This is a genomic window from Oleiagrimonas soli, from assembly GCF_000761445.1.
In the GTDB taxonomy this organism is placed as follows: Bacteria; Pseudomonadota; Gammaproteobacteria; order Xanthomonadales; family Rhodanobacteraceae; genus Oleiagrimonas; species Oleiagrimonas soli.
In genome coordinates this window covers 2,410,294-2,424,098 of the sequence record NZ_KN196470.1, presented here as the reverse complement: position 1 = coordinate 2,424,098, position 13,805 = coordinate 2,410,294, and the positions used below count along the sequence as shown (strand labels likewise).

Below are 13,805 nucleotides of genomic sequence, written 5' to 3'. Positions count from 1 at the left end.
TTTTGCGACTGTGTCCTTGAGTGATTACTTGATGCCACGGTGGTGCAGTAAAGAATCATAGGAATACCGGAACGCCATGAATCAGCAGTCCCACAACCAACTCGTTTCCTTCATCTGGCGCATCGCCGACGATTGCCTGCGCGATGTCTACGTGCGCGGCAAGTACCGCGACGTGATCCTGCCGATGGTCGTGCTGCGGCGTCTGGACACGCTCCTGGAACCGACCAAGGACGCTGTCCTGGAAGAAGTGCGCTACCAGAAGGAGGAGATGCAGGCGCTGGAGCTGGATGATGCGCCGTTGCGCGAAGCCTCGGGCTACGTGTTTTACAACACCAGTCCGTGGACGTTGAAGAAGCTGCACAGCACCGCCACCAACAACCAGCAGATCTTGCTGGCCAACATCGAGGACTACCTTGATGGCTTCAGCAGCAACGTCAAGGAGATCATCACCCGCTTCAAGCTGCTCGATCAGATGCGTCACATGGCGGACAAGCAGGTGCTGCTCGATGTCATCGAGAAATTCGTCTCGCCCTACATCAACCTCACGCCGCATGAGGTCGAAGACCCGGAGGGCAACACACTGCCGGCCCTGTCCAACCTGGGCATGGGCTATGTCTTCGAGGAGCTGATCCGAAAGTTCAACGAAGAGAACAACGAGGAGGCCGGCGAGCACTTCACGCCGCGCGAGGTGATCCACCTCATGACCCACCTCGTCTTCGACCCGATCAAGGATCAGCTGCCGCCGGTCATGACCATCTACGACCCCGCCTGCGGCAGCGGCGGCATGCTCACCGAGTCACAGAACTACATCAAGAACGCGGACGGCCCGATTCAGGCGCAGGGCGACGTCTATCTCTACGGCAAGGAAATCAACGACGAGACCTACGCCATCTGCAAGTCGGACATGATGATCAAGGGCAACAATCCCGAGAACATCCGTGTCGGCTCCACGCTTTCCACCGATGAATTCTCGGCCAACCGCTTCGACTTCATGCTGTCCAATCCGCCCTACGGCAAGAGCTGGAGCAGCGAGGTCAAATACATCAAGGACGGCAAGGACGTCATCGATCCGCGATTCCTGGTCGAGCTGGCCGACTACTGGGGCACCAAGGAAACCGCCGACGCGACACCGCGCACCTCGGACGGCCAGCTCCTGTTCCTGATGGAGATGGTCAACAAAATGAAACCGGTGGGCACCAGCCCGATCGGCTCGCGTATCGCCTCGGTCCACAACGGCTCCAGCCTGTTCACCGGCGACGCGGGCGGCGGTGAATCCAACATTCGCCGTCACATCATCGAGAACGACATGCTGGACACCATCATCCAGCTGCCCAACAACCTGTTCTACAACACCGGCATCACCACCTACATCTGGCTGCTGACCAACGCGAAGCCAGATGCGCGCAAGGGCAAGGTCCAGCTGATCGACGCCAACCTGTTGTACCGCAAGCTGCGCAAGAACCTGGGCGACAAGAACTGCGAATTCGCGCCCGAGCATATCAAGGAAATCACCGACGCCTACCTGGCCTTCGCGCCCATCGAGCGCGAAATCGATGCCAACAACGACCCCGTCGGTATCGCCGTAAAGGTGTTCGACAACGAGGACTTCGGCTACTACAAAGTCACCATCGAACGTCCTGACCGGCGCCGCGCCGCCTTCAGCGCCGAGCGCATCGCGCCCCTGCGCTTCGACAAGTCCCTGCGCGAGCCGATGGCATGGCTCTGGGCCGAGCATGGCGAAAAGGTCTACGAGTCCGGTTTTCTCAAGGGGCAGGTCAAGGGCATCACCCAGTGGTGCGAGGAGCAGGGCATCACCCTCAACGCCAAGCAGCGCGGCAAGCTGACCGACACCAAGCGCTGGACGAACCTGCGCGACCTGCTGGAAACCGCCACTGTGCTGATGGGCGACATCGGCACCGAGGAAACCGCCGACTTCAACGCCTTCCGTACCCGCGTGACCAAGGCGATCAAGGCCCGCAAGCTCAAGCTCTCTGCGCCTGAGAAGAACGCGATTCTCAACGCCGTCAGCTGGTACGACGAGGCTGCCGAAAAGGTCATCGCCAAGCGGCACAAGCTCTCAGGCGCCGATCTGGACGAACTGACCACTCATCTGGGCTGCGCCATCGGCGATCTGGCCGATTTCGGCTGGTACCGCCAGAAGGATGGCAGCTACATGACTTACGAAACCGCCACCGACCTGCGCGATGCGGAAAGCGTGCCGCTGAAGGACAGCATCCACCGCTACTTCCTGGCGGAGGTGAAGCCGCATGTAGAGGAAGCCTGGGTCAACCTTGATAGCGTGAAGATCGGCTACGAGATCAGCTTTAACAAGTACTTCTACCGACACAAACCACTACGCAGCCTGGACGAGGTGACGCGAGATATTCTGGCACTGGAGAAAAAGGCGGACGGGCTGATCGCGGATATCCTGGGTGTCGAAGTGGAATCGGAGCTGGAGTCAGCGGAATGAACCTTGCGGTTTATCCGAAACACAATAGCTTCAAACCATCGGGCTTCGACTGGATTGGAGATGTCCCAGTCCATTGGGACGTCGAGAAGATCGGCTCCATGTTGACGGCGGTTTCCGAGAAGAATCATCCTGACTTGCCGCTGTTGTCGATTACCCGCGAGCAGGGTGTGATCGAACGTGACGTCGACGATCAGGAGAGCAACCACAACTTCATTCCCGATGATCTAAGCGGCTATAAACTGCTTCGCAAAGGTCAGTTCGGAATGAACAAGATGAAGGCGTGGCAGGGGTCATATGGTGTCTCTGCGCATACCGGCATCGTTAGTCCCGCCTATTTCATTTTCGACTTTGTACGTGAGGTTGATCCGCACTTCTTCAACATTGCGATCCGCAGCAAGCTTTACGTTTCATATTTTGGCTCGGCATCTGATGGGGTTCGCGTTGGGCAATGGGATCTAAATCCAGCGCGCATGCGGCAAATCCCGATACTGCTACCCCAGCTCCCCGAGCAACGCGCCATCGCGTCGTTTCTGGATGACAAGTGCGCGAAGATCGATGAGGCCGTGCGGATCAAGGAGGAGCAGATCAAGCTCTTGCGCGAGCGCAGGCAGATCCTGATCCAGCAGGCCGTCACCCGCGGCCTGAACCCCGACGCCCCCATGAAGGACAGTGGCATCGACTGGATTGACCAGATTCCCGCGCATTGGGAAGTGAGGCGCTGCAAGTATCTCTTCCGGGAAGTGAATGAGCGGTCCGAGGAAGGCACCGAAGAGCTCCTATCCGTCTCGCATACAACTGGCGTGACGGCTCGCTCTGATAAGAACGTCTACATGTTTATGGCAGAGGATTACACGGGATCAAAACTCTGCCGGCCCGGAGATATCGTCATTAACACGATGTGGGCGTGGATGGGTGCCTTGGGCGTGTCCGATTTCACAGGGATCGTCAGTCCGTCATATGGCGTTTATCGTCCGTTGCGAAAAGACGCTTTCAATCGGCGTTTTCTGGAGTGGCTGATGCGTACAACGCCTTTCATCGAGCAATACAACAAGATTTCAACAGGCCTGCATTCGTCGCGCCTTAGGCTCTATCCCCACATGTTTTTGAGGCTGCCTATGGCGTTCCCGATCCGGGGCGAACAGGATGAAATTGTCATGCACGTAGAAGAGAAAGCCGGGAAAATCGAGCAGGCTATCTCAATCAAGGAAAGCCAGATCACCACGCTCAAGGAATATAAGACAACCCTGATCAACGCGGCGGTCACGGGCAAGATCAAGGTCATTTAAGGGGAAGGGCATGGTCAGCAACACCAAGGAAATCGCGCTGGAACAGGCCATCGAACGGCACCTGACCGGCACCACCACGGAGGAGCTGGCCACAGGCGGCACCGAGACCGGCCCCTACCGCATTGGCCGGCTCGCTGACTTCGACGCCGCTCTCGCGCTCGACACGCGCCTATTCTGGAAATTCCTGGAAGCGACCCAAGGCAAGGCGCTGGACAAGCTCAAGGACCGCCACCCCGCCGACTGGCAGGCCAAGATCCTTGGTCAGTTCGACAAACTGGTGAAGCGTAACGGCGTGCTGCACGTACTGAAAAAGGGCTTACCCGTTGACGACGCGCACTTCACTTTGATGTATCCGGCGCCTCTGGCCAGTTCTGCGCAAAGGGTTCACGACAACTTCGCTTCCAATATTTGGAGCGTGACCCGGCAGGTGCATCACAGTTTGGCGAACCCGAATGAATCGGTGGATATGGTGCTGTTCCTGAACGGCTTGCCCATTGTCACGCTGGAACTGAAGAACGCCTGGACCCATCAGACCGCCCGTTACCACGGGCAAAAGCAGTACCGCGAACGCGATGCGTCGCAGACGCTGTTGCATTTCGGCCGCACGCTGGTCCACATGACCGCCGATACGGACGAGGTCTGGATGACCACCAAGCTGGCGGGCGGCGCCACCTGGTTCCTGCCGTTCAACAAGGGCCACAACGAGGGCGCGGGCAATCCGCCCAACCCCAATGGCCACAAGACCGCGTATCTGTGGGAAGAGGTCTTCCAGCCCGGAAGCCTCGCCGGGATCATCCAGCACTTCGTGCTGTTGGATGGCGACAAGACTACCCCGCTGGCCAAGAAGGCTCTGATCTTCCCGCGCTACCACCAGCTCGACGTGGTGCGGCAGTTGTTGGGCCACGCTGCTGACCATGGGGTGGGTCAAAGCTACCTGATTCAGCACTCGGCCGGCTCTGGCAAGTCCAACAGCATCACCTGGACGGCCTATCAGCTGATCGAGACCTATCCGCAGCGCCTGGGATTGCCCGGTGCGCGAGCGCTGGATGCACCGCTGTTCGACAGCGTGATCGTGGTGACCGACCGCCGCCTGCTGGACAAGCAGCTGCGCGACAACATCAAGGATTTCTCCGAGGTGAAGAACATCGTCGCCCCGGCGATGCGCTCGGCCGATCTGAAAGCCGCGCTGGAGAACGGCAAGAAGATCATCATCACCACAATCCAGAAGTTCCCCTTCATCATCGACGGCATCGCCGATCTAAGCGATAGGCGCTTTGCTGTGATAATCGACGAGGCGCACAGTGGCCAGAGTGGCCTGACTCACGACAAGATGAATCAGGCCATGGGCGGCGGCGAAGATCCGGATGCGGTCGATCCGCAGGACAAGATTCTTGCCGCCATGCAGGCGCGCAAGATGCGCGGCAACGCGTCCTACTTTGCCTTCACCGCCACACCGAAAAACACCACGCTGGAAAAGTTCTGCACAAAGCAGCCCGACGGTAGCTTCAAACCTTTTCACCTGTACAGCATGAAGCAGGCGATCGAGGAAGGCTTCATCCTCGACGTGCTGACCAACTACACGACCTACAAAAGCTACTACGAGATCCAGAAGTCCATCGAGGACAATCCGCGCTTCGATACGGTCAAGGCACAGAAAAAACTGCGTGCCTATGTTGAACGCAGCCAGCAGACAATCAACACCAAGGCCGAAGTCATGGTGGAGCACTTCGTCGGCAACGTAGTGAACATCAAGAAGCTACGTGGCAAGGCCAGGGGCATGATTGTCACGCAGAACATCGAGACGGCGATCCGCTACTACAAAGCCGTCCAGGCCGAACTCGCGCGCCGCGGGAACCCGACCCAGGCGCTGATCGCGTTCTCCGGAGAGAAGGAAGTCGACGGCATCAAGTACACCGAGGCCGAGATGAATGGCTTCCCCGAAGACAAGACGCGGTTCTATTTCGACGGCTATGACGAACAGGGCAGGCCGATGAAATTGAATGGCCAGAACGTCGAAAACATGTTCCGGCTCCTGGTCGTGGCGAACAAGTATCTGACGGGGTTCGATCAGCCCAAGCTCTGCGTCATGTATGTCGACAAGAAGTTGCAGTACGTCCTGGCTGTGCAAGCACTGTCGCGTCTGAATCGTTCCGCGCCGAAGTTGGGTAAACGCACGGAAGACCTCTTCGTGCTCGATTTCTTCAATTCGACCGAGGACATCAAGAAAGCCTTCGATCCGTTCTTTACCGTGACGAGGCTGTCCGAAGCGACCGATGTGAATGTCTTGCACGATCTGAAGGCGACGCTTGACGAGACAGGTGTCTACGAATGGACCGAAGTGGAGGACTTTTGCACTCGATTCTTCGGCAACGAAGATGCGCAGAAGCTAAGTCCACTGATCGACACCGCAGCTGCACGTTTCAACGAGGAGCTGGAGTTCGAGGACAAGGAAAAGGTCGACTACAAGATCAAGGCCAAGCAGTTCTTGAAGATCTACGGTCAGATGGCGTCGATCATGCCATTTGAGGTACTTGCCTGGGAGCAGCTGTTCTGGTTCCTGAAGTTCCTTGTGCCGAAATTGAAGATCAAGGATCCCAACCAGGATGCGCTGGATGAACTCCTGGAGTCCGTTGACTTGTCCTCGTATGGTCTGCAGCGGACAAAGTTGAATCAAGCCATCGGGTTGGATGATTCAGAGTCCGAACTCGACCCGCAAAACCCCAACCCCAGGGGTTACCGCGGTGACGAAGTTCACGAAGATCCGCTGGATGACATTGTGCGAAGCTTCAATGAGCGCTGGTTCCAGGGCTGGAATGCGACGCCAGAAGAACAGCGAGTGAAGTTCTTCAGCATTGTAGAAAGCGTCCGGACACATCCGGATTTCGAGAAGAAGTTCAGCCAGAACATGGATCCGTATTCCCGGAAACTTGCATTCGACAAAATCATGAGGGATGTGATGCTTCATCGAAGGAAAGAGGAGCTTGAGCTTTATAAGCTCCATGCTCATGACGAAGCTTTCAGGCTGGCGTTGTATCACAGCGTGCAAGAGGCGCTAACAAGAGGAGCGCATGGTCATGCTTCTGGTTCTGACTGACGTGAAAGCATCGACATAGAGGCTTTCACATCAGCGTTCTAAGCCATGTCAGAAGCTTTTTTCGGAGACGGGAAGGCGAGCGATATCCAACTTTGGGATTTGGTTCTAACGTTGCGAAAGAGCTGCCAGGCCAATGGACATTGATCGAAAGAGTGGTGTCAGTGACAAATTTTCCCGACAGTTCGGTTGGCAGCATTCACCGAACTAAGCCGAATCCGGAGCACATACATGTTCAACATCGCTGTCGTCCTGCTGGTGATCACCGCGGGCGTGGCCTACATCAACCATCGCTTCGTGCGGTTGCCGACGGCGATCGGGGTGATGGTGATCGCGCTGGTCGGGTCGCTGGTGCTGGCGCTGCTCAGCGGGCTCGGGTTCGGCGGGCTGCATGCGTATGAGACGTCGTTGCTCCATGCCATCGATTTTCCCGAGGTGGTGCTGAAGGGGATGCTGTCGGTGCTGTTGTTCGCGGCGGCGCTGGGGGTGGATTTCAGCGATCTGCATGCATACCGCTGGCATGTGACGGCCTTGGCGGTGCTGGGCACGATGGCTTCGACGCTGCTGATTGGCGGGGCGGTGTGGCTGGCGTTGGGGTGGGCGGGGCTTTCGCTGTCGCTGCCGTATTGCCTGATTTTCGGGGCGCTGATTTCGCCGACCGATCCGGTCGCGGTGGCGGGCATCATCCGTACGGCCGGTGCGCCGCGCAGTCTGGACGTGATCATCAGCGGCGAGTCGCTGTTCAACGACGGCATCGGCGTGGTGCTGTTCACCATGCTGCTGGGCATGATCGCCGACGGCGGTGCGCCGGACTGGGGTCACGGCGCTGTGCTGCTGGCGCGCGAGGCGGGCGGCGGTCTCGTCTACGGACTCGTGCTGGGCTACATCATCTATCGTCTGCTGCGCACCATCGACAACTACCAGGTGGAGATTCTGATCACGCTGGCCGCGGTGCTGGGCGGCTATGCGCTGGCGCGCGAGCTGGAGGTGTCCGGGCCGCTAGCGATGGTGGTGGCCGGTCTGGTGGTCGGCGAGCACGGTCGCGAGTTCGGCATGTCCGAACTGACGCGCAAGCATCACGACGAGTTCTGGGAGCTGCTGGACTGGATGCTCAACTCGGTGCTGTTCGTGCTGATCGGGTTGGAGTTCGCGGCGGTGACGTTCTCGCTGCAGGTGTTGCTGGTGTCGGCCGGCATGATCGTGGTGGCGCTGCTGGCGCGACTGCTGTGCGCGGGTGCGCCGATGGCGGTGTTGTCACGCTACTTCAACATGCCGCGCGGTGCGTGGCAGGTGCTGACCTGGGGCGGGCTGCGCGGCGCGATCTCGATCGCGCTGGCGTTGTCGCTGCCGGTCGGCCCGTCGCGCGACCTTATCCTGGGCATGACGTATTACATCGTGGTGTTCTCGATCCTGGTGCAGGGGCTGAGCATCGGCAAGGTGGTGCGTTGGGCGACGCGCAAGGGGGCGGAAGCGGGCGAGGGTGAGTCGGTGCGAGAGACGGGTTCTTCCTGAGCTGATGCGCGGTGCGTCGCTTTCGGAAACCAGGGGAAATTCCTCGGCGCGTCATCATGGTGGAAGTCGGATTCCGTGTTTTTGCTGTCCGTGGCTCGAAAGTCACTGGGTTCCTGCTTTCGCAGGAATGACGGCCGTGGGGGCGACCGTGGGAGTGCTTGTGGTACGGGGTTTCGAGATGCTCTCGTGTCCATGTGCGGATGGCGTTTGGACGTGAGGTTGTCTATCCGCACATGGGTCTGTACGACTAGCGCTATGCCATGTCGTCGGGAAATGAGCCGTGTTTGACCTCACGCTGTTCCGTCGCTCGAACTGACCGAGAGTGATGGAGGGGCGTGCCCTGTCCCCGAGATCAGCCCGCGCGGTAGCGGGCAGGGGATTCGTGCACGCTGTCGTCGGTTTCCAGTTTCAGGTGATCGCGCAGCCATGCGGCGAAGTCCGCTTCGCTGAGGCTGCCTTCGGCCAGGCCGATGTATTGCGGATACAGCTCGAGATCGTCCGCCTCCAACCTTGCCCCATTGAGCATGATGAAGGTTTCGCATGCGACGGCGGCAGTGCGCTTGTTGCCGTCGATGAAAGGGTGGTTGCGCGACAACCCGAAGGCTAGACTCGCCGCAAGATCGGCCAGATCGGGCGGCGGATCGCCGTAGGAGTGCAACTGCTGGGGACGCGCCAGCGCCGAGTCCAGAAGGCTCGCGTCGCGCACGCCCGGATTGCCGCCGTGCTCAGCGAGTTGGCGTTCGTGAATCAACAGGGCGAACGGTTTCTTGATCCAGATGATCATGGCGGATCACTGGGCCAGTTTGTGCAGCAAGGTACGCCGCTTGCGCATGACTTCCTCGGCCACGTCCATCTGCGCCGCCAGCTCCGGGTCGTACGCAGTCAGCTTGATGCCGTCAGGTGTCTCCACGGCGTAGAGTTCGTCGCCTTTTTGCAGGCGCAGCCGGGCCAGCAGGTCCTTGGGCAGGATCACGCCGGAGGAGTTGCCGATGCTGGTGATCTTGAGTTTCATGGCGATGCCGCTCGTGAGAGTTATAACGGATGTTATACCTCAAGGTGCTAAGGGTAAAGTTTGATAGGCACGGCCTGGGATTCTTCCCACGCACATCAGGGGCATCGTCGTCGCACTGCAAGCACGACGCATCGTTCGTCATTCCTGCGGAGGCAGGAATCCAGTGACTTCAGTTGCGCGATGAAAGTTGAAGGGCAGAAAGGCGCTGGGTTACTCGCTTCGCTCGCCCCTCCGGGGCCGTCCTTCGGACGTTCTGCGCGCTACGCGCTTGTCCGGCGTTCGCCGGGATGACGGTGGGTGGGAAGTGGTACGAGTGAGCGGCACAAAAAACGCGGGCCCGAAGGCCCGCGCTGTCGGAAAGACTCCGAAGTGTAAAAAACTCACGCCTCGGTTTCGGCTTCCTTGTAGGCGTCCACTGGGATGCACTCGCAGAACACGTTCTTGTCGCCGTAGACGTTGTCGACGCGGGCGACCGGCGGCCAGTATTTCTGCTGCTTGAGCACGGCCAGCGGGAAGGCGGCCAGTTCGCGCGGGTAGGCGTGGGTCCATTCGCTGCCAGTGACCATGGTCGCGGTGTGCGGGGCGTTCTTGAGCGGGTTGTCGTCGCGGTCGAGGCGGCCGTCCTCGATGGCGCGAATTTCGTCGCGGATCTGGATCATGGCGTCGATGAAGCGGTCCAGTTCGTGCAGCGACTCGCTCTCGGTCGGCTCGACCATCAGCGTGCCGGCGACCGGGAAGCTCAGCGTCGGGGCGTGGAAACCGAAGTCGATCAGGCGCTTGGCGACGTCCTCGGCCTCGATGCCGACGCTGTCCTTGAACGGGCGCAGGTCGAGGATGCACTCGTGCGCGACCAGCTTCTTGCGGCCGGTGTAGAGCGTCTTGTAGTGCGGCGCGAGGCGCTTGGACACATAGTTGGCGTTCAGCAGCGCGACCTGGCTAGCCTTGCGCAGGCCGGCGGCGCCCATCATGGTGATGTACATCCAGGTGATGGGCAGGATCGAAGCGCTGCCGAAGGTGGCCTGGCTGACCATGCCGACGTCGCCCTCGCCACCGAACGCGCGCGGCAGGAACGGAGCCAGGTGCGACTTCACTGCGCACGGGCCGACGCCCGGACCGCCGCCGCCGTGCGGGATGCAGAAGGTCTTGTGCAGGTTGAGGTGGCTGACGTCCGAGCCCCACTTGCCGGGCTTGGCGAGGCCGACCAGCGCATTCATATTGGCGCCGTCGGTGTACACCTGGCCGCCGTGCGCATGCACGATCTCGCAGATTTCGACCACGTCTTCCTCGAACACGCCGTGCGTGGACGGGTAGGTCAGCATGATCGCGGCCAGATCGTCGGCGTGCTTCTCGGCCTGGGCGCGGATGTCCTCGACGTCGACGTTGCCGTTGGCGTCGCACTTGGTTACCACGACCTTCATGCCGCACATCTGCGCGGAGGCCGGGTTGGTGCCGTGCGCGGACTCGGGAATCAGGCACACGTTGCGATGGCCTTCGCCGCGCGAGCGATGCCAGGCGCGGATCGCCAGCAGGCCGGCGTACTCGCCCTGCGCGCCGGAGTTCGGTTGCAGGCTGACGGCGTCGTAGCCGGTGCATTCGGCCAGCATCTGCTCCAGCTCGGTGATGAGCTGCGTGTAGCCGGCGGTCTGCGCGGCCGGAGCCAGCGGATGGATGTGCGCGAACTCGGGCCAGCTCACCGGAATCATCTCCGAGGTGGCGTTGAGCTTCATGGTGCAGCTGCCCAGCGGGATCATGGTGCGGTCCAGCGCCAGATCCTTGTCGGCCAGGCTGCGTAGGTAGCGCAGCAGCTCGTGTTCGCTGTGGTGAGTGTTGAACACCGGATGGGTCAGGAACGGCTTGCGGCGCAGCAGCGCGGCGGGCAGGGCGTCCGGGGTGGCCGCGTCCAGCGCGTCGACGTCGCTGATCGTGGCGCCGAACAGGCTGGCCAGGGTCATGACTTCGGCGCGGGTGGTGGTTTCGTCCAGGCTGATGCCGATGCTGTCGGCGTCGATGTCGCGCAGGTTGATGCCGGCGTGGGCGGCCTTGGTGTGGATGGCTGCGGCATCGACGCCGGTGACGTGCAGCGTGTCGAAGAAGTCGCCGCCGACCTCGACACCGGCTCCGCGCAGCGCGGCGGCCAGAATGGCGGCCAGGCGGTGGGTGCGGCGGGCGATGCGTTGCAGGCCTTCCGGTCCGTGATAGACGGCGTACATGCCGGCCATCACCGCCAGCAGCACCTGCGCGGTGCAGATGTTGGACGTCGCCTTCTCGCGGCGGATATGCTGCTCGCGGGTCTGCAGGGTCAGGCGGTAGGCCTTCTTGCCTTCGGCGTCGATGGACACGCCGATCAGGCGGCCCGGCATGGTGCGCTTGTAGTCGTCGCGGCAGGCCAGCCATGCGGCGTGCGGGCCGCCGAAGCCCAGCGGCACGCCGAAGCGCTGGCTGTTGCCGATAACGATGTCGGCGTCCCAGCTGCCCGGCGAGGCGATTAGGGTCAGCGCCAGCAGGTCGGTGGCGACCACTACCAGCGCGCCGCGCGCGTGCACGGCGGACGTCAGCGCGGCGTGATCGGCGATGTGGCCGAAGGTGTCCGGGTACTGCAGCAGCACGCCGAAACCGTCGTCCTCGGCGGCGTCGGCAGCCGGACCGAAGCGCAGCTCGATCTCCAGGCTCTCGGCGCGGGTCTTCAGTACTTCCAGCGTCTGCGGATGCACGCCGTCGGCGACGTAGAACGCGTTCGACTTGGCCTTGGACTTGCGCATCGCCAGGGTCATGGCCTCGGCGGCGGCGGTGGCCTCGTCCAGCAGCGAGGCGTTGGCGATTTCCATGCCGGTCAGGTCGGCGACCATGGTCTGGAAGTTGATCAGCGCTTCCATGCGGCCCTGCGAGATTTCCGCCTGGTAGGGCGTGTAGGCGGTGTACCAGGCCGGATTCTCGAAGATGTTGCGGGCGATGACGGCCGGCGTGTGCGTGCCGTAGTAGCCCTGGCCGATGAAGCTGCGCGCGACGACGTTCTTCTTCGCCAGGCTCTTGATGCGGGCCAGCGCTTCTTCCTCGGTGATCGCGCCGGGCAGGTTCAGCGGCGCAGACGACTTGATGGTGCCGGGCACGATGGCGTCGGTCATGGCTTCCAGCGAATCGTGGCCGATGGCCTCGAGCATCTGCTGGATTTCGGCATCGTTGGGGCCGATGTGACGGGCGACGAAGGCGTCGTGCTGCTCGAGGTCGCGCAGGGAAGGCGTGGCGGGCTGGCTCATGGCGAACGGTCCGGAGATGGCGGCGGTCGATGAAACTCCGCGGATCGTTCCGGTCGTCGTGCCGGCGCGACTCGCCGGACGGCCCGCTTGCGCGGACGTGACGCCAAAACGCATCCTGCGGATGTTTCGTTGCGCGCCCCTCTGTCCTTTTGCCTGAGAGTTTGAAAGCGCGGTGCGCTTCGTGCCCCTTCGGCGCCGGATCGAACCGGTCTCTCCAGAGTGTTCGCGGCGTGCGCGCCGAGGTTCCGGTGCGTCGTTTCGCGGCGGTGGTACGGGAGCCTGAGCGATTACGGGCGTTGCGCCTTCGGCAGCGGGTTGCCCCGCTTCTCCCACCGGGTGTTACAAGCGCGGAGTATACCGTGCGGCGGCGGATTTTTCGCCGGTTGCGGGTGTCTTTTCGCGCGTGCCGGTGTGGACAGGTTCATCGCCCACCCCGCATCATGAACGCCTGACCGCGCCGCCGGAGACGTCCCATGGCCGATGCGCCGTTTGTACTCGCCCAGATCGACCACGTGGTCCTGCGCGTGCGCGATCTTGACCGCATGCGGCGGTTCTACTGCGAGGTGCTGGGCTGCGTCGCCGAACGCTGGCAGGAGGACATCGGTCTGCTGCAGCTGCGTGCCGGCAGCAGCCTGATTGACTTGGTCAGCGTGGATGGCCGGATCGGCCGCCAGGGCGGCGCGGCGCCGGGCAAGGAGGCGCACAACATGGATCACCTGTGTCTGCGCGTGGACCCGTTCCACGAGTCGGCCATCGTGGCGCATTTGCAGGCTCATGACGTGCGTATCGGCGAGTCCGGTCAGCGCTACGGTGCGCAGGGCCACGGACCGTCGCTGTACCTGTACGATCCGGAGGGCAACATGGTCGAGCTGAAGGCGACGCTGGATGCTTCCGGGCGTGACGCTTGAGGCGCCGAATCGCGGATACTAAAAACCCCGCACGAGGCGGGGTTCTCAGGGCGGTATCGGGACTGGATGTGAGCGTCGCGTTACCTTGAAATTGGTGCCCAGGAGAGGACTCGAACCTCCACGGTTTTACCCGCTAGTACCTGAAACTAGTGCGTCTACCAATTCCGCCACCTGGGCAAGGTGCGGGCAACGCCACCGGCGCTGCGAGCCGCGTAAGATAGGCACCTGACGCCCGATTGTCAACATCCGCATGCCGACTTTCTTCATGAACG

8 protein-coding genes, 1 tRNA gene and 2 riboswitches are annotated in these 13,805 nt (G+C 61.3%); of the genes, 5 read left to right on the top strand and 4 right to left on the bottom strand.

Going from position 1 to position 13,805, the window contains the following annotated elements; genetic code table 11:
- The first annotated feature begins 76 nt into the window (after nt 1–76).
- From LF63_RS10740 to LF63_RS10725, 4 genes are all read left to right on the top strand, one after another.
- Nucleotides 77–2,470 carry a type I restriction-modification system subunit M gene (locus tag LF63_RS10740; protein ID WP_043101678.1) on the top strand — a complete coding sequence of 798 codons (2,394 nt, stop codon included), beginning with the start codon at nt 77–79 and terminating at the stop codon, nt 2,468–2,470.
- Nucleotides 2,467–3,756 carry a restriction endonuclease subunit S gene (locus LF63_RS10735; protein WP_043101677.1) on the top strand — a complete coding sequence of 430 codons (1,290 nt, stop codon included), beginning with the start codon at nt 2,467–2,469 and terminating at the stop codon, nt 3,754–3,756. Before LF63_RS10740 ends, LF63_RS10735 begins: the two co-directional genes overlap by 4 nt.
- Before the next feature lie 10 nt (nt 3,757–3,766).
- On the top strand, nt 3,767–6,850 hold the full coding sequence (locus tag LF63_RS10730) for a type I restriction endonuclease subunit R (protein WP_043101676.1): 3,084 nt from the start codon (nt 3,767–3,769) through the stop codon (nt 6,848–6,850).
- Nucleotides 6,851–7,078: 228 nt separating this feature from the next.
- Nucleotides 7,079–8,359: a cation:proton antiporter gene (locus LF63_RS10725; RefSeq protein WP_052394981.1), complete on the top strand. Its 1,281-nt coding sequence runs from the start codon at nt 7,079–7,081 to the stop codon at nt 8,357–8,359.
- Nucleotides 8,360–8,711: 352 nt separating this feature from the next.
- Here the strand turns inward: LF63_RS10725 and LF63_RS10720 are convergent, their stop codons facing one another.
- The 3 genes from LF63_RS10720 to gcvP all read right to left on the bottom strand — a co-directional run bounded on the left by LF63_RS10720 (nt 8,712) and on the right by gcvP (nt 12,625).
- A complete protein-coding gene (locus tag LF63_RS10720; protein ID WP_043101675.1) occupies nt 8,712–9,143 on the bottom strand; it encodes a type II toxin-antitoxin system death-on-curing family toxin in 432 nt (143 codons plus the stop codon).
- 6 nt (nt 9,144–9,149) lie between these two features.
- Nucleotides 9,150–9,371, bottom strand: coding sequence for an AbrB/MazE/SpoVT family DNA-binding domain-containing protein (locus LF63_RS10715; RefSeq protein WP_043101672.1), 222 nt, complete (start codon nt 9,369–9,371; stop codon nt 9,150–9,152).
- A gap of 380 nt (nt 9,372–9,751) precedes the next feature.
- Nucleotides 9,752–12,625, bottom strand: a complete 2,874-nt coding sequence (gene gcvP, locus LF63_RS10710; protein ID WP_043103701.1) for an aminomethyl-transferring glycine dehydrogenase — start codon at nt 12,623–12,625, stop codon at nt 9,752–9,754.
- Between the two features lie 131 nt (nt 12,626–12,756).
- A riboswitch (glycine riboswitch) is annotated at nt 12,757–12,853 on the bottom strand.
- Between the two features lie 29 nt (nt 12,854–12,882).
- A riboswitch (glycine riboswitch) is annotated at nt 12,883–12,967 on the bottom strand.
- A 131-nt stretch (nt 12,968–13,098) separates the two neighbouring features.
- Here gcvP and LF63_RS10705 point away from each other — a divergent pair.
- Complete coding sequence (locus tag LF63_RS10705) at nt 13,099–13,533, top strand: VOC family protein (protein WP_043101670.1); 435 nt, start codon at nt 13,099–13,101, stop codon at nt 13,531–13,533.
- Between the two features lie 92 nt (nt 13,534–13,625).
- On the opposite strand, the gene LF63_RS10700 is transcribed toward LF63_RS10705, so the two are convergent.
- Nucleotides 13,626–13,710 (bottom strand) — tRNA-Leu (locus LF63_RS10700).
- Nucleotides 13,711–13,805 lie beyond the last annotated feature (95 nt).